This is a genomic window from Glaciecola punicea ACAM 611, from assembly GCF_000252165.1.
In the GTDB taxonomy this organism is placed as follows: Bacteria; Pseudomonadota; Gammaproteobacteria; order Enterobacterales; family Alteromonadaceae; genus Glaciecola; species Glaciecola punicea.
Genome location: NZ_BAET01000030.1, coordinates 146,319 through 163,115, shown reverse-complemented (window position 1 = coordinate 163,115; position 16,797 = coordinate 146,319). Strand labels below are relative to the sequence as shown.

The window sequence follows — 16,797 nt, the reverse complement described above, 5'->3', positions numbered from 1 at the left end:
GTCGAAAGATCAGATCTTGGAACAGGCATTTAGTTCAATTTTTTTGTCCACGATTCAGGTTAATTAAGCTTTAATATCCCAACCACTTTGGAATTCACGACCCCAAAGTTCATTCGCTTTGGTTCCTTGAACACGGCCGTTTAGAGGATCGCAATTAACATCTTCACCTATTCGGTAGGAAATATTACCTAAGTGACAAAGCAGCGTACTGACATGACCCACGTCAATAGGCGAGTTCAACTTAGAAGCCTTACCACGAATACTGTCAAGGAAATTAGCAATATGACTTTCAGTTAATGGGCCTACTCCTATTAGATCGTTAGTTGAAGTAGCAGCTCCTTCGACTTTACGCTCTTTAATCAGAGTACCTGACACATCATAAATTTCATATCCAGCTCTATCGACTATTGCATGTCCTTTTGTACCTAATATTAAGGTGCCGCGGCCGCGGCCAAAACGTTTAATATTATTACAGCTATTACCTGCCCATTCTATGGTTTTACCGCCTTTAAAGCTAAAACGAGCCCGAATAGTGTCATACATTTCCCAATCATCAGAAGTGTGATAGTAACGCCCACCGGTAGTTGATACTTTTTCAGGAAAGTCTACATCTAACGCCCATTGTGCAATGTCAAGTTCGTGAGCCGCGTTATTACATAGTTCACCCGTGCCCCAATGCCAAAACCAATGCCAATTGTAATGCACAATATTATCTTTATATTGAGTGCGTGGCGCCGGTCCTTGCCATAACTCCCAATTTAACCAATTAGGTACAGGTACAGATTTTCCATTACCAATAGAACCACGGTTATTGGCATACCAAGTTTCAGCTTTATAACAATTTCCTAGCATACCTTCACGAATATGTTTAATCAGTTCAATAGTCTCAACTGAAGACCGCTGTTGGTTACCCATTTGTACAATCTTTCCATGCTTCTTTTGCGCCTCAACAAAAATTTCTCCTTCATGGGGATTATGACTAAGTGGCTTTTCTACATAAACATGCTTGCCTGCTTCTAGGCCCATCACACCGGCAGGGGCATGCCAGTGATCTGGTGCCGCAATACAAATAGCGTCTATATTTTTATCCTCAAGCATGGTACGAATATCTGCAGTAGCTTTAGGCGTTTTAAAGCCAGCTCCTTTTATAATCATTGACGTTTTACTTATCGCGCGACTATCAACATCACAAATATTAGTAATGTTAACACCACCACCATTAATAAATGAACCCACTAAACCTTCACCTCGGCTATGTAGTCCCATAAACCCTACATTAACTCGTTCGTTCGCTCCAAAAATTCGGGCGTAACTACTAGCTGAAAAAGTTGATGCCGCCGCAACACCTAGTGCAGCAGCTGCTGTTCCTAAAAATTTTCTGCGTGTAATGGTCATTTTATTTTTCCTCAACTCGATTTAAACGTTTGATTTTAATACTACGAAAATGAACTAAATCGCCATGGTCCTGTAATAAAATAGGGCCTTTTTCCCAACCACCAAAATTCTGCCATTTTGAATATTTACTGTAGGCAACAAGTGCATCGAATATTTGACTATGGCGGTTGAATTCAACGACTTTTATACCGTTTAACCAATGCTGAACGTCGCCAGCCTGCACCACTACTCTCGCTCGATTCCAGTACCCAATATCGTTAAAGTATTTGTTATCACGTTTAAGTTCGGTTAAATTCCTGGCTGCAATAAGGTCATAAAGAGACCCTACAGTGCGATTACCAGCAACCCCTTTTTTAGCATCTGGATGTGTGTCATCGTCTAAAATTTGGAATTCTAAACCAATCGCAGAGCCTTCACCTTTAAGTAAGGTTGGATCAACAAAGTACTTAATACCTGAATTTGCTCCAGTAGTAATATTAAAATCAACTTCCAGTTCAAAGTCGCTAAATTCCTCCAAAGTAGTAATATCTCCACCATTTCGAGATTCAGCACCACCCGATGATAAGACACTTAATACTCCATCTTTAATTTCCCAACCTATCGGTGGGAAACTATCAAGCTTAGCACCCTTCCACCCTTGAGTTGTTTTGCCATCCCACAGTAGCTCCCATCCTTCCGCTATTTGACCCTCAGTTAGTTCATTAGGAATAAAGTTAACTTCCGCTATAGTTTTACCATTTGACCAGCGCTCCTGATCTAAATCTTGAGTTTTAACGCGAATATTTCGCCAGCTAACTTGGTTGCCTAACTTTGAAATGTCGCCAGCAGTAGACTCAATTTCAAGTGCAAAGAAACCTTCTGATGTCTGGTTATCCGAAAGGTTAGCGGTTGCTGTACCATTAACATACGTGCGTAGAACATTGCCGATAGCTTCTATACGGAATTTATTCCATTCATCTTTTTCGTAAGCGGTCCGACCAGCATCATTATATGACAATGGATATAACCACTTACCGCGATTTTTATCATAAATCCCGCCTGTCCACCCACGACTACTTGGATCAATCTCTAATTGGTAACCGACAACATCGCTATTTTTATAACTTGTCTTACTTACGCTACGAAATTGGACTCCTGAATTTAATGGACTATCAACTTTTGCCTCAAACTCCATGATGAAATCACCAAATGTTAGTTCTGTGGCAAGATAGCTACTTTTTGATGTTTCATCAGCAGTAGCCACAATGACACCGTCAATGACTTCAAATTTTGCAGAGCCGTTGATTTGTTTCCAACCACTGAGAGTTTTACCGTCAAATAAACTTTGCCAGCCATCAGATTCTGCAGCGTTACCTAGCAACGAACAGCTCATCAGGATTGTTGCTAAACACGACATCAATAACACCTTTAATTTTCGCATTATCCTACTTCTCCTTTTTTATAAAATCTAAATCTATGCAATTTCGAACGCATAACATACTGTTTACATCAAAGTAGCGTTAGAAAGTTATATCACATAATTGGTCATACAGAAATAAAAATTGGCAAAGTAGGCTTGTTAAATTTGGCTAATAAGTAAGATAGTATTGTTTGATGGATGTTGAATTTGAGGAACTAGTTCCATAAGAGCTTTTATAAATGGCAATTAACATCGTTAACCACCCACTTTATAATTCGGCAAATATCAGCGGATCTTCGCCGGCGCTAACAACACCTGCATATTGAGAGTTCGCCCATATACCTGAGTAGCAGTTTTCCATCGCCTCGAACGTTTTGGTAGGCACTTATTTAATCAGGTCATTGGCTTCTATTAATGTTTGCGGTACACGCGTAAAAGTAATTGCACAAGCTTGTTTAGATCTTCCAGAGTCTCTTTGACATGAAGTGCGGCATCTTTCCCAAGTATTGACTGGCCTGTGCGGCTTTTAGGTTATGAATATGCGACTTCACTGTCTGTTTAAAGCCCGCTATGTCATTACTGTTGCCATTTGCAAGCTTCATATACATAAGAATACTGGCTTGATTTTTACGAATTACGTTGAGGATAACTTGTCTTAATTCAGTGGGATGGTCGCACGAATAGCCTCTCGTAATGCTAATGGCGATCTCGTTTGACTCATTAACCCGAATCATACTTAAGAAATTGAACTAAATGCTGTTTCCAAGATCTGAAATTTCGACAAAGATTGAACAAATCCAAGAAGGAACCAGCATCAATAAATTAGTCGAGTTGTACTGCGATATCGATGATTTTGCAAAATATTTATCCCTAGTAGCAAAACAGTTATAACTTCTTCGTTTTAACAATCACCTGCTCAAATATGCCCCTCAAAATATACCTATTGTCAGCTTTTAGTTAACGACAAGTATTGTATAAAAAAATCGAAGAACGTGTATCTGCTATCACCCTTTCGCGCGCTAATGAGGAGTACTAAGCGCTTTAATGACGCCTCTTATCTCAGCTAAGCCTTTCAAGCGCCCAATACAAGAATATCCTGGATTAGCCAATTTATTAATATCATCTAAAATTTGATGACCATGATCTGGCCTGATAAATATTCCTTGAGGATTTGTGGCAACATCGCGCAACTGCTCTTCTTTTAGTAGAGCAGAGATAATCCCAACCATGTCAACATCACTTGATAAATGGTCAGCTTCATAGAATGAACGTTGTTCATTCTTATCTCTGCTAACACCTCGTAAATGGGCAAAATGAATACGAGAACCGAACACTCTAGCCATTCGCGGTAAATCATTGTCAGGTCGACTACCGTAAGTACCTGCACATAAGGTTATTCCATTTGATGGGCTAGGTAGAGCTGAAAAGAGAAGATCTAAATCGTCTGAAGTACAAATAATGCGTGGGAGCCCTAACATGTCTCTAGGGGGGTCATCTGGATGAATGGCTAACTTTACACCTAATTGCTCGGCTCTTGGTAAGACTTGCGATAAAAAAGAAAATAAATTCTTTCTAAGAATATCTTTAGTTACATTTTTGTATTTTTCTAACATTCTCCGAAAATCATCTATCTCGTAAGAATCCGTCATTTTACCTGGCAAACCAGCAATAATATTTTTGGTTAATAATGCCTTTTCATCTTCAGGCATCTCTAAAAAAATTTGTTTTGCTTGGGCGAATTCTTCAGCAGAATAATCAGCTTCTGCATTTTCACGTTGTAAAATAAACAGATCAAAGGCTGCAAATTTTTGTTGATCAAATCTAAGAGCAAACCCTCCGTTTGGTAGTTGAAACTTCAGGTCTGTCCGGGTCCAATCAAGCACTGGCATAAAGTTATAACAAATCGTTTTTATACCGCATTTTGCTAGATTTTCCATCGATGTAATCCAGGCATCAATGTAGCCTTGTATATTTTCTAGACCTAATTTTATATCTTCATGTACCGGAATACTCTCAACAACTGACCATACAAGAGATGATTGGGCACGATTGTCCTTTTCAATTAACACTTTATGCGCTCGTATTTTGTCTAAAGGCCAGACTTCACCCGTTTGTATCGCGTGTAATGCACTAACAATATCTGTTGCTCCCGTTTGCCTAATATCGGCAATTGATACTGGATCATTGGGGCCAAACCATCTCCAAGCTTCACGCATTATAAAACCTCCATCAGTTTAATGACTAACCATTTTCGTTCACTGTTATAACTTATAAACTTTCTTGGCTAGTCTGTACGATAAGTCAATCGCTAGTTCTTCTGCTTCGTCAATATCTAAACGATGCTCACACACTAGCTCTGCAAGCCAATTACAATCCATTCTTCGCGCCATGTCATGACGGGCTGGAATAGATAAAAAAGCGCGTGTGTCATCGTTGAAACCAACGGTATTATAAAAGCCAGCTGTTTCTGTTGTTTGTTGACGAAAGCGCCGCATACCCTCAGGGCTATCATTGAACCACCACGGAGGACCTAAACGCAGACAAGGGTAATGCCCTGCCAAAGGAGCAAGCTCTCTCGCATAACTAGTCTCATCAAGAGTAAATAAAATGAGCGTTAGATTTGGATTAACACCATATTTATCAAGCAGTGGTTTGAGCTGCTCTGTAAAATGAGTTTGTACTGGTATATCTGCCCCTTTGTCGTAACCGAAACGTTCAAAAATGGCTTGATTATGATTGCGAAACACACCTGGATGTAATTGCATAACTAAGCCATCTTCTATGCTCATTCCTGCCATTTCGGTAAGCATATGTGCCCTAAACAGTTCAGCTTCTTGCGGAGATGCTAGACCTGAAATAACTGTGGCATAAAGTGTCTCTATTGCTTGTCTGTCAAGGTAAGCTGTTTGAGCCGTAGGATGGCCGTGATCTGTTGCTGTCACACCCGTTGATTTAAAGTAATCTCGTCGTTTTCTGTGAGCAGATAGATAGCCACAAAATGTTGACGTATCTTCATTAGTAATTTCGCCAAACCTTCTAATTGCACTAACAAAACCGACAAAATCTGGATCAATTACAGGATCAGGCCGATAAGCTGAGATTACTCTGCCCCTCCACCCACTTGCATTAATTGCTAGATGATGTGCCAGGTCATTGAGGGGAGACTCGGTGGTTGAAAGCACTTCAATATTAAAGCGCTCAAACAAAGCCCTAGGTTTAAAAGCGTCAGTTACTAACGCAGCATTAATTTTATCGTAATAATCATCTGCTGATTTTTCACACAACACGAGGTCAAAACCAAACACTTCCGAAAACACCATATCAAGCCACATTCGTGAGGGCGTTCCACGATATAAATAATAATGTCTAGCAAATGTATGCCAGATTTTACGATCATCTTTTTCAACCTTATTGTCTCCGGCTGTTTGAATCCCGAGGTCTTCAAGTGGAATTCCCTGACTATAAAGCATCCTAAAAACATAATGATCGGGTTTAATAAGTAAATCAGTGGCATTTTTGAAAGCTTTATTTTCAGAGAACCAAGATGGGTCAGTGTGCCCGTGCGGACTTAATATCGGTAGGTCTTTCACTACTTGATATAGAGAACGCGCAACTTTTCGAATATTTACATTTGATGAAAAGAGTCTATCGGGGTGCAATGCTAATTTTTTAATCATGAAACCTTCTTCCTAGACAGATAACTATCCTATCAAAATACAACCAATCTCAAGGCCTGACCAATTTCGAATGTATAAAAAAGGAGATGGGTTAATTGAAATAAAAACGGTAACGCAATATAACAGATACGCCACTGGTAAGTCCAAATAAAATAACGTAATATATTGTTTATTTAAATGTAAAAGGCTGATTATTATAATAATAATAATTAAATAGTAGCTTATTACGATTTAAAACTGGTATATGCCTGATAATTAGCAAAAAATAAAAAATAACTGGTAAGGCCGGTATTTTTTCACTTACTATGTATCAGTACATTAAATGTGTAGTAACCTTGCCAGTCACACTTTACTATTTTCAGCCAATCTATAGAGAGTTTTTATGACCAATATTGCTATCCTTGGTGAAGTGATGCTCGAGTTTTCTTCTACTAGTGAAAGAAATTATGTGCTAGGGATTTCCGGTGATACTTATAACACTGCGTGCACACTTGCAGGACTTAACATTAGTGTCACATATATTACAAGTTTGGGCGAGGGCCAACCTGCAGCAATTATTCGCCAAGACGCTCAGCAGCGAAATGTTCAAATACTTGAGCCGAATTCTGCTTTCAATAAATCAGCAGGGCTTTATATAGTATACAATGATAAGGATGGGGAACGTTCTTTTAATTACTGGCGAGATGATTCAGCTGCAAAAGCTTTATTTAATAATCAGGATCTATTACTGCCATTATTAAATCAAGTAAAAAATCACGATTATCTTTACTTTTCAGGTATTACCCTTGCACTTATCAATACTTCAAATGCATCAATATTTATCCGGTTTCTCGAACATTATAGACAGCTCGGTGGGAAAGTTATTTTCGACCCAAACTATCGTCCTAGTCTATGGCTTAATCAAGCCGCTGCCACTCAGGCTATTAAAGGAATATTGCCGCATGTAGATATATATTTACCTGGCTATGAAGAAGAAGAGATACTTTTTGCTTGTACATCGTCGAAGGATATATTTGAGCGCTTATTGGCTATTGATATAAGTGAAACCGTAATTAAAAATGGCAGCAGGAATTGCTCGATAATTTATAACCACTGCCTAACTACTGTATCGATAACACCGTCCAAAAATGTTATCGATACAACTGGCGCGGGTGATACGTTCAATGGTGGATATATAGGCGCTCGATTGGCAGGTCTAACTCCCTATGATGCGGTAAATTTTGCTGCAAAAGCAGCATCACAGATACTGTTAATAAAAGGAGGGGGGCTCTCGACACCACACTTGTCTAAGTTAAACAAACATCTTCAAATTATACAGCAGCAACAGAGCAATTAAGTTATTTTTTGCCTACTGCTGAGTTTCTAAAGCCACGTTATGAGCATACACGTACATTACATCAGTATTAGTTATTAAACAGCAATATCAATAGTAGAACGGGTATATTTGGTCACTCAATTGTTTTACATTGAGCAACCATAATATACAGTAGCAGCTAACCTTTTAAACCAGTAAGACTTAGTATATTTACAAGCCACCTTAGTTTTCAGAGCATGCTCAATTCACTAGCTCATTTGGTATTAATTGACTATACGGTAATACATGCTCTTCCATGATGTTACCTGTTTCGTCAATCAACCTGAACGTCACTAACGCTTCTTCTTTTTGCGTGTTAAAGATAAATTCTCCGAAAGCAATTGTGTCTTTCCCAATATGACCAAACAATTGATTAGTTGGATTTTTTGCGATTGCTTCAGGACCTTCTACACCAGATAGTGTTGACACTTGAAACTCATGAAGTTTATAGCCTGAAGGACGAGAAATAGTAAATCCACGTGCACCATGTCGATCTCCACTGATGAGCAATACGCCTGAAATTCGCTCTGCTTCAATTAACGTAAAGAGCTCTTCACGAGCTACTGTATCCCAAGTTCCCCAAGAGTCCTTTCCGTTACTAATGTCGTCGCTCCACATGGTTCCGCTAGTAATTATCTTGAAAGGCGCGGTCGAATTACTCAATGTATCTTTTAACCAACCTAGTTGTACGCTACCTAGAAAAGAGGCATAACCACCGCGGCGATCAATTTCGCGGAATGAACGTGTATCAAGCATTATAACTTCTATCGGTCCAATGCGTGTATTAAAATAAATACCCTCACTTTGCGTTTGAGGATTATTCCAATTTTGTTGCCACACATTTCTAACAGTGTCTCTGTCACCAGCTTTAAAACCTTCAGGAATACCACCAAGATCATTGTCAAAGTAATCGTGGTCATCCCACATCGCATAAATCGGAGTATTAGCGGCCAAATAACGCCATGGTTTTGAAATATCACGCAATGCATAGTCAGCTTTATGCATGCTAATATTATTCAATCTATCATCAACGGCAATATCTCCCAATAACAACATAATATCAGGGTCTCTTTTCATGATTTGATTTATAATATTAGGGTTGTGTAGGCCTATTTTATGAGAACAGGAGCCAAATGCTAAACTGAATAATCCTTTATTATCCATAGGCGGTGCAGTGGTAAAGGCACCTTCTGCAATCTGATTATTATTTGCATAGACACCATACTGATAATGGGTATTTGCAAGCAAGCCATCTAACTTAATACGTTGCTCTACGCCGGGTACATTATCACTTATAATAAATTTCTTGGGCTCTCTGTCAGTAGATTTTTTTACTTTTACGGTTAAAGAGTCTTTAGAAGATGGACGCAGCCAAAGGGTCACGCCATCATCACGTAATTGTCCGAGCATAGGCCCACCAATTAGCGGTATCCCATATTTTTCTGCCGCTTTCAGGATCTCAGGATGCGTAAAATCAGCGACCGAGTCATTAGCAAAAACAAAACGAGTATCAATATAAAATTGTCTGAGATTTTCAGGTAAAGGTTCATAACTATCAAGCAATTTAGTATCCATCTCTAACGAACCTATGTGCGCCTCTTTAAGCGTAACTAGTTGACGAGCAGGGACGTGCTCATTAACCGACTTACAAGCAAATAGAAAAACCACCAAGATGCTTGCGATTAGAAATTTCATCTTTGTTCTTTTATACATAGTACTTTACTCTCTTTTGATTATCGTGGAATTTAACATCAATATTTGCAGGGTACGTAAATACTTATGTTTTCACAGGGAGGCAGAAAAGGAATCACGTTTTTTATAAGGGTGTCTTCGTGTTTATTATTGCTTATAAGTAATTGCCGAATATCGATTGGCATGGTTATTAGGCATCCTAAATATTTATTTTTTTGCACCTTATACTACTCTGATTTTGGCTAGTTATTTTAGCCAATGGTTTTATTAATAATTGGAATTGCAATTGTAAAATTGGCCTGTCCAATTATTCTATAGGTATGGAAGAAAAAGTCAGTCAAATTACGTCAGGAGTAGCTTAGTAAATACAATGCTTAGCACTGATGATACATCTTTGGTATAATGCATGGGTAACAGTAACCATGTACTCAGAGCTTTGCATTTGTAAAACCGTCATGATAAGACTGTTTTGAACTATTGAGGTATGCCTTGGGTTCGACATAACTTCTCCACAATATCGTTAATCTTATTTATCTCACCAAGACGCAAAGCTGTTTGACTATTAACTAATTGGACTTTTAATAAGATATTGTTTCTGAGTGCGTGGCTGAAAATTGTGTTAATACTCAAAAAAGTTTCAACCACTTCACATATATCGTTGCTCAGTAATTTAGGCATGTTTGCAAAGTCGTTAGCCATAGGATCAATAATTTCCTTGCCTTCTTTTAATGCATTGCAAATAAATTCAAACCAGCAAGCTAGTGATAACGAAAGCAATTTAGTGGGAAGTCCTAGTGCTAAGTTGTCTTCAATAATAGGTAACACTCTCATTTGTATTTTTTGTGAGCCATCACAGGCAATTTGTGCCAGTAAATGGCGAATAGAAGGATTTAAAAAACGTTGAATAATTTCATTACCATAAACCTTTGCATCTAATTCTTTTGGCGGAGCAAATGAGTTAATAATTTCATCGGAGGCCAGTTTAGAAATAAAGTAATTAAAACCTTTGTCACTGGTCACGTCGAATACAGTTTCAAAACCTGCCAATAAACCCGAATATGCTAGTGTAGAATGCAAACAATTCAATAACCTTAATTTAGCTTTCTCAAAACCGTCTACATCATCCGTAAATATGACACCGACACTTTGCCAATCTGGTCTCTCCCCTTGCCAATTATTGTCGATAACCCATTGCGTGAAGCGCTCTCTTTGTATTGGCCAGTTATCTTGTAAACCAATAACCTTTGATACTGAATGAATAGTGTAATGTTCAGTCTTAGGTGTAATACTATCGACCATTGTGTTCGGAAAAGCGACGTTTTGATCGATCCACGATTGCAGGCTTACATCAAACTGTTTGGCATAATCTAAGACCACGCGGCGAAGCTTTTCACCATTCTTAGAAATATTATCACAGCTAATAAGATTAAAGGCATCAACCCCATTTATTTTCCTTTGCTTGAGTGATTCAACGATAAATCCAATTGCACTAATAGGGTTTGTTGGATTCGCTAAATCATGCTTTATGTCATCATTGTCTAAATCTAAAGAACCATTAAATGCTAAGCAGTAACCTTTTTCGGTAATAGTAAGTGTAACTAACTTTGTGCTTGCAGCAGACATACGAGTAATAACTTCAGCGCTTTGCTCGCTAGCAAATAATACCTCCTTTATTGCACCGATCACTTGGTAGTTAACTTCTTCATCTAAAATTGCAAGCGTGTATAAATAATCTTGCTCAGCTAATATATTCCTTGCTGTTACACTTCGCAGCGACACACCACAAATACCCCAGTTTCCGCCGGACAAATTCATTGCATTTTCGGTATAAACAGCTTGATGAGCCCGATGAAAAGCACCTGGGCCAAGATGAACAATACCAATTTGAGTATTCACCCGGTCGTAGCTTGGCGTTTGAATGTCTTGATTATTAATTATTTCAGCTAAATTGTGCTGACCCAATTTTTTGATAGGTAAATTCATACTGTTCTCTTATCTTGTTTTTGCGTTTTCGATTTAATTGAAAACGCGATCTCTGGGAATGTTACGAATATGACCGCCGACGGTCACGCCATCCAGATTCACAATTTCATCAGCAACAGATAATAAAGATCTAAGGTCAATTCCAGTCTTAATTCCCATAGCTTCAAACGCAAAAACAAGGTCTTCCGTTGCCGTGTTACCCGATGACCCAGGAGCAAAAGGACAGCCTCCCAACCCGCCAGTCGAACCCTCAACAACGCGAACACCAGCTTTATAGGCTGCAATCGCATTGGCAACACCTAGTCCGTAAGTATCATGCCCATGAAAGGCCCATTGCATATCATTACCAGAAAAACGCTCAAACAAAGCACCGAAGAGCCGCTCAACTTTGTCCGGTGTTGCTCTACCTGTTGTGTCACAAATATCCACTTCAATGGCTCCAGTAAATCTTCGGACTTTTTCAACAATATTGATAACGTCTGCTATTAACACCTCCCCATTAAAAGGACAATAAAAACATGTAGACAGGGCAAGCTTAAAACTTGTAACCCTAGCTTCTATTTCTGGCCATACTACTTTTAGTTCTTGGACTGAGCTATCAATAGAACGGCCTATATTCGCCAAATTATGAGCATTTGAGGCTGAAATAACATAAGAAAAATTCTGGACACCGGCCTGGGCTGCGCGCAGCAGCCCCTCAGGATTTGGTACCAAATAATATAAACTTGCACCGTTTAAATCTTGCAGGCCGCCATGTATCCGTAAAGCGTCTTTCATCTGAGGTACATGTTTTGGGCTCACAAACGCACCAACTTCCATACGGCGCAAACCTGTTTCAAAAAGCTTACGGATAATTCTAATTTTTTGATTAGTAGCAATCCACGGCACTACCGATTGAAAGCCGTCACGAGCGGTCACATCTACAATTTCTATTTGCTTCATAAAACACCCTGTTTTTCCAGCATACTCAAATCATCACCTTCCTGCAGTAAAGCAGATAAAACTTCCTTATTATGATGCCCTATGGTGGGCCCAGCCCATCGAACCGATCCGTTTTTACCATCAGAAAAAAAAGGCATTGGAGCCGTTTGCAAAACATCTATACCAAGAAAGTTGTCTCTCACTAACTGAATAGCCATGCGGCTTTTATATTGGGGATCGTTGACGATATCTTCGACCGTGAAAATCTTTGAACAAGGAATATTTGATTTTTCAAGTATATTTATCAATTCATTACTTGTACGTTGCTTCGTCCATTGCTTGATCTCCGTATCTAAAAGCGACATATACTCTACTCGCTTGCTGTTGGTTATGAAGCGCGGGTCGCTTGCTAACGACTCTTTTTCCATCACACTGCAAAGATTGATAAATAAAGAACTTGAATTTGCTGCAATCAAAATATCAACGCCATCTAGGCATCTATAAGCATTGCTAGGCGCTGTTGTTGAAAGTGCTGGACCCGCAGGCTCTCGGATTTTGCCGGTGACACTATATTCAGGAATACAGCCATCTAACATACTTAATATACTTTCTGTTAAAGCAACGTCGACTATGCGCAACGACGTGTCAGTTGGGTTCGTTCTCACTTCGGTTAAAGCCGACAATGCGCCAAACGCACCGTAAAGCCCAGCTATATTATCGCCAATGGAAACCCCTGTCCTAACCGACGATAGGTCACTGATATCTTTAGGATAACCTGTCAGATAACGTATACCTCCCACCGCTTCTCCGATCGAACCAAACGCTGCTTTGGATTTATACGGACCGCTTTGTCCATAGCCTGAAATACGAACCAAGATGCAGGACGGCCTGATTTTTTCAATCACGCTCGGTCCTAAACCAAAACTTTCAAGCTGACCTGGTCTGTAATTCTCAACAACAATGTCAGATTGGGCAACCAATTTTTTAGCAAGTGCTGTTGCCTTTTCATGTTTCAAGTTAAGCGTAATGCATTTCTTATTACGCCCATGCATCGACCACCAAATAGATTTTTCATCTAACATTTCGCCCCAAGCACGGACAGGGTCTCCAGTTCTCGGCGGCTCAACTTTTATAACCTCTGCGCCTAAATCAGCCAAAAGACGGCAACAAAATGGTGCAGCAACATAATTGCCTAACTCAAGGACTTTAAGACCAGCTAGGGGTCCTACTTTCATATCAGATTGACTCTCTCTCAAAATATTTCCTTTCCTTATATCCACTATCAAGCCGTTAAAATGTTCGTGGGATATATAGCGCTAAATCCTTCCAAAACCAAAGTAGAAAAGCCATACCCAGCATAATTACTGCAAAAGGTAACGCGCCCTTAGCAACATCCTCTAGCTTTGCATTGCCCACGGCTTGAATAACAAACAAATTTAAGCCTACTGGCGGGGTAATTAGCGCTGTTTCAATCAACACTACAAAAAATATACCGAACCACAGGGGATCTATTCCCATAGCTTGCAATGCTGGGTAAAGCACCGGAACCATGATCAGGAGCATAGAAATTGATTCGAGAAAAAAGCCAACAATAAGTAACACAATTCCAACTGCCAGTATAAAAAGTGCTGGATCGCTAATATGTGTGGTTAAAAAACTACTGACTGTCTGTGGTATTAAATACAGCGTAATGGCATAAGAAAAAATCTTAGCACCTGCTATAATGAGAAAAATCATCAGCGTGGTATCAAGGCTTTCATAAACGGCCTGCTTAAAAAGACGCCAGTTCATTCGACCCATAAGCACCGTCATTAAAGCAGCCAGTACAAAACCAATACCGGCGCTTTCAGATGGCGTAGCTACACCTGCATAGATGGAGCCAATTATACATACCGCCAGAAAAACCGTAGGAAAAGCGACTAGTGTTATCTTCAACCTATCCACCAATGGAACTCTTGTTAACGTCTGAGCAGTCCCCTTGGTTTTTGCATGGATCATCGAATAAATAATAAAAATAAAAGCCAAGAATAAGCCCGGTCCAATGCCAGCCAAGAAGAGTGCGGGAATAGAAACTTCTGTTAACATACCGTATAAAATCAGTGGAATAGAAGGCGGAATCAATATTCCAAGTGTGCCGCCTGCTGCCAATTGCCCCATGATAAATGGCTTTTCATATCCTCTCTTTTCCATTTCAGGAATAGCAATTGTGCCAATCGTTGCTGCCGTGGCCACCGAAGAGCCAGAAATAGCAGAAAAAAGCGTACAGCTTTGAATGGTTGCGACGGCGAGGCCACCAGGCCAGTGCCCTACCCATACCTGTACGGCAGCAAAGAGATCTTTACCCACATTGCCTTTTAACAGAATGTTCGACATTAGTAAAAACATTGGAATCGCTAATAATTCAAAACTGTCCATAGTGTCATACAATTTTATTGGCACCGCTACCAAAGGCAGGTCTTTCAGCCAGAGCATACCAATACCTAATGAGGCCAGAGCGAAAGCAACCGGCACCCGCAATATTAACAAGCCTAACAAAATGATTAATATTATGAGAATTTCCATGACTCAATGCGCTCCTAAAGATTTTTCAGAGTCAGGAATACCCACGGTCCAAATCCGCCATAATTCAACTATCGACTGTAAGCACAGCAACCCAAATCCAATCCATATACAAGACAATGTTGCCCATTTAGGAGTGGCAAGAAAGGAGGCTGACGTTGCGCCTTTAAGGGTTTTATCTAGCCATTCTGAGTAACCATAACGAACCGCAATCAGGCACACACAAACGATTACCAGTAACGCGAAACTTTCGGATATTTTACGGGTTAATGTCATGGTGTCGTGAAACACTAATTCGACCACAATCAATTTCCTTCTTTTTAAAATATAGGCAGCACCTAGATAGGTCGCCCATACCTGCGCGATCGTTGACACTTCATCTACCCAAATAGTTGGCCTATTAAAAAAATAACGCACAACCACCTCATAGCTGATACTCAAGGCTATTAATACAAAAAGCCAAGCGGCTAATTTTCCCGCAACCTCTGATATTTTATCTACTACTTGAACAATGCTCATCGATAAGACCTTTAAAGTTTATTGAGTAGACTAACGACATCTTGCGCGAGTGGGCCACCTTCGTTGATGAAGCGAGTGACAACATCTTTTGTGGCCTCGCGCCATTGCTCTCTCTCTTCATCTGAAAGCTCAACTATGACTATTTCATCTTTGATTGCTTCTAATGCAGACTCTTCTAAAAAAGTAATTTTTTGGCGTAATTGTTTTTCCACAATCAACGACGCTTTCTCTATTATGTCTTGGTGTGCAAGCGACAAATTTTCGAAAAAATCATTATTCATTATTGCTACAAATTCAATATTAGAATCATAGGTCAGATTCAAATAGTCCATAACTTCATACAGCTTCCGCGACTTTACTGCGGTGATACCGGTAACTCCACCGTCAACAGCACCCTGTTGGTAAGCTAGAAATTGCCTAGAGCCTGACATTAAAGTAGGTGCTCCACCTAAGGCCTCTACTGTCCAGCCGAGCAGGCGCCCGAACGTGCGTATTTTTTTACCTTTAATTTCACCTGGTGTCCTAAACGGCGTATTATTTGATAAGTAAACCGTTCTACCGTAGCTCTGCCACCATAATACTTTGTTGTTTGTTGCCTCTAATATAGCAGTATCAATAATCTTTCTAATTGGACTATTTACATTGGTTACTGCTTCTATTTTTGCTGGACTGTCCATCATGAAAGGCAAAAACACGAAATCTACTGCAGGAACATCGCCAGCAAAACTTGAAAGCGAGGCGGTTCCCATTGGCACTGCGCCTGCACCAACCGCTTGCCCTACAAAGTTATCTTTAAACAATTGTGCTGAAGGAAAAATCTGCACTTTTAATTGACCGTTGCTATCTCTTTCAACAATCTCTTTCCATGACTTAAGGTTTTCACCTAATGGGTGTGATTCCTGTAATTGTAACGTCACCCTGATGATAATTTCAGCAAAGGCTGCTGCGCTCATAAAAAAAATTATTGACAGCGTCATTACTATCGACGCTGTCACTCTCAAAAATTTACGCTTTTTCATACTATGCCTATCCTTAACTGCTCATCACGAGACTAGACGTTAATAATTTTTTACAAAACGTAACCTCTTGTTTCATGTCCTATTTAACTTAATAAAACACAGCTACCGTTTCTAAATTGATTCCCCCGTGTTGTTTTAAACAAGCTCCGGAAAATACGGCTCTGGGCACAATATAGGAAACAGTTATGATATTTATATTGGCAGTAATGATTAATTCGAACTCAGCTCATGCAAAAAGGTTTGCCAAAAGCGCTTAACAAACACATACTCGTTGTCAAA

At 39.6% G+C, this 16,797-nt stretch carries 13 protein-coding genes; 2 read left to right on the top strand and 11 right to left on the bottom strand.

The genetic code is table 11. The features are described from left to right. Positions 1-63: 63 nt before the first annotated feature. Positions 64-1,395 (bottom strand): Gfo/Idh/MocA family protein, encoded by a 1,332-nt coding sequence (locus tag GPUN_RS11620; protein ID WP_006006958.1) that lies wholly within the window; start codon positions 1,393-1,395, stop codon positions 64-66. 1 nt (position 1,396) lies between these two features. Continuing rightward, entirely contained in the window at positions 1,397-2,815 is a 1,419-nt protein-coding gene (locus tag GPUN_RS11615) for a 3-keto-disaccharide hydrolase (protein WP_006006955.1), read from the bottom strand. A 732-nt stretch (positions 2,816-3,547) separates the two neighbouring features. Here GPUN_RS11615 and GPUN_RS14410 point away from each other — a divergent pair. Beyond that, the gene (locus GPUN_RS14410) at positions 3,548-3,685 is read left to right on the top strand and encodes a hypothetical protein (protein WP_006006951.1); all 138 of its coding nucleotides are present in this window, start codon (positions 3,548-3,550) and stop codon (positions 3,683-3,685) included. A 128-nt stretch (positions 3,686-3,813) separates the two neighbouring features. Here the strand turns inward: GPUN_RS14410 and uxuA are convergent, their stop codons facing one another. Next, entirely contained in the window at positions 3,814-5,010 is a 1,197-nt protein-coding gene (gene uxuA, locus GPUN_RS11605; protein ID WP_006006949.1) for a mannonate dehydratase, read from the bottom strand. Between the two features lie 45 nt (positions 5,011-5,055). Continuing rightward, positions 5,056-6,471, bottom strand: a complete 1,416-nt coding sequence (gene uxaC, locus GPUN_RS11600; RefSeq protein ID WP_006006946.1) for a glucuronate isomerase — start codon at positions 6,469-6,471, stop codon at positions 5,056-5,058. A 382-nt stretch (positions 6,472-6,853) separates the two neighbouring features. Between uxaC and GPUN_RS11595 the strand changes: the two genes are divergently transcribed. Then, positions 6,854-7,807 (top strand): sugar kinase, encoded by a 954-nt coding sequence (locus tag GPUN_RS11595; protein WP_006006944.1) that lies wholly within the window; start codon positions 6,854-6,856, stop codon positions 7,805-7,807. A 219-nt stretch (positions 7,808-8,026) separates the two neighbouring features. On the opposite strand, the gene GPUN_RS11590 is transcribed toward GPUN_RS11595, so the two are convergent. From GPUN_RS11590 to dctP, 7 genes are all read right to left on the bottom strand, one after another. After that, on the bottom strand, positions 8,027-9,538 hold the full coding sequence (locus GPUN_RS11590) for an alkaline phosphatase D family protein (protein WP_141567285.1): 1,512 nt from the start codon (positions 9,536-9,538) through the stop codon (positions 8,027-8,029). Positions 9,539-9,991: 453 nt separating this feature from the next. Further along, positions 9,992-11,413, bottom strand: coding sequence for a mannitol dehydrogenase family protein (locus tag GPUN_RS11585; protein WP_238528978.1), 1,422 nt, complete (start codon positions 11,411-11,413; stop codon positions 9,992-9,994). Positions 11,414-11,533: 120 nt separating this feature from the next. Continuing rightward, a complete protein-coding gene (locus GPUN_RS11580; protein ID WP_006006937.1) occupies positions 11,534-12,442 on the bottom strand; it encodes a hydroxymethylglutaryl-CoA lyase in 909 nt (302 codons plus the stop codon). Then, positions 12,439-13,656, bottom strand: coding sequence for a CaiB/BaiF CoA transferase family protein (locus GPUN_RS11575; RefSeq protein WP_040521010.1), 1,218 nt, complete (start codon positions 13,654-13,656; stop codon positions 12,439-12,441). Before GPUN_RS11575 ends, GPUN_RS11580 begins: the two co-directional genes overlap by 4 nt. Positions 13,657-13,711: 55 nt before the next feature. Continuing rightward, entirely contained in the window at positions 13,712-14,983 is a 1,272-nt protein-coding gene (locus GPUN_RS11570) for a TRAP transporter large permease (protein ID WP_006006933.1), read from the bottom strand. A 3-nt stretch (positions 14,984-14,986) separates the two neighbouring features. Beyond that, the gene (locus GPUN_RS11565) at positions 14,987-15,499 is read right to left on the bottom strand and encodes a TRAP transporter small permease (protein WP_006006931.1); all 513 of its coding nucleotides are present in this window, start codon (positions 15,497-15,499) and stop codon (positions 14,987-14,989) included. Between the two features lie 11 nt (positions 15,500-15,510). Further along, positions 15,511-16,518 carry a TRAP transporter substrate-binding protein DctP gene (dctP, locus tag GPUN_RS11560; RefSeq protein ID WP_006006929.1) on the bottom strand — a complete coding sequence of 336 codons (1,008 nt, stop codon included), beginning with the start codon at positions 16,516-16,518 and terminating at the stop codon, positions 15,511-15,513. Between the last annotated feature and the right edge of the window lie 279 nt (positions 16,519-16,797).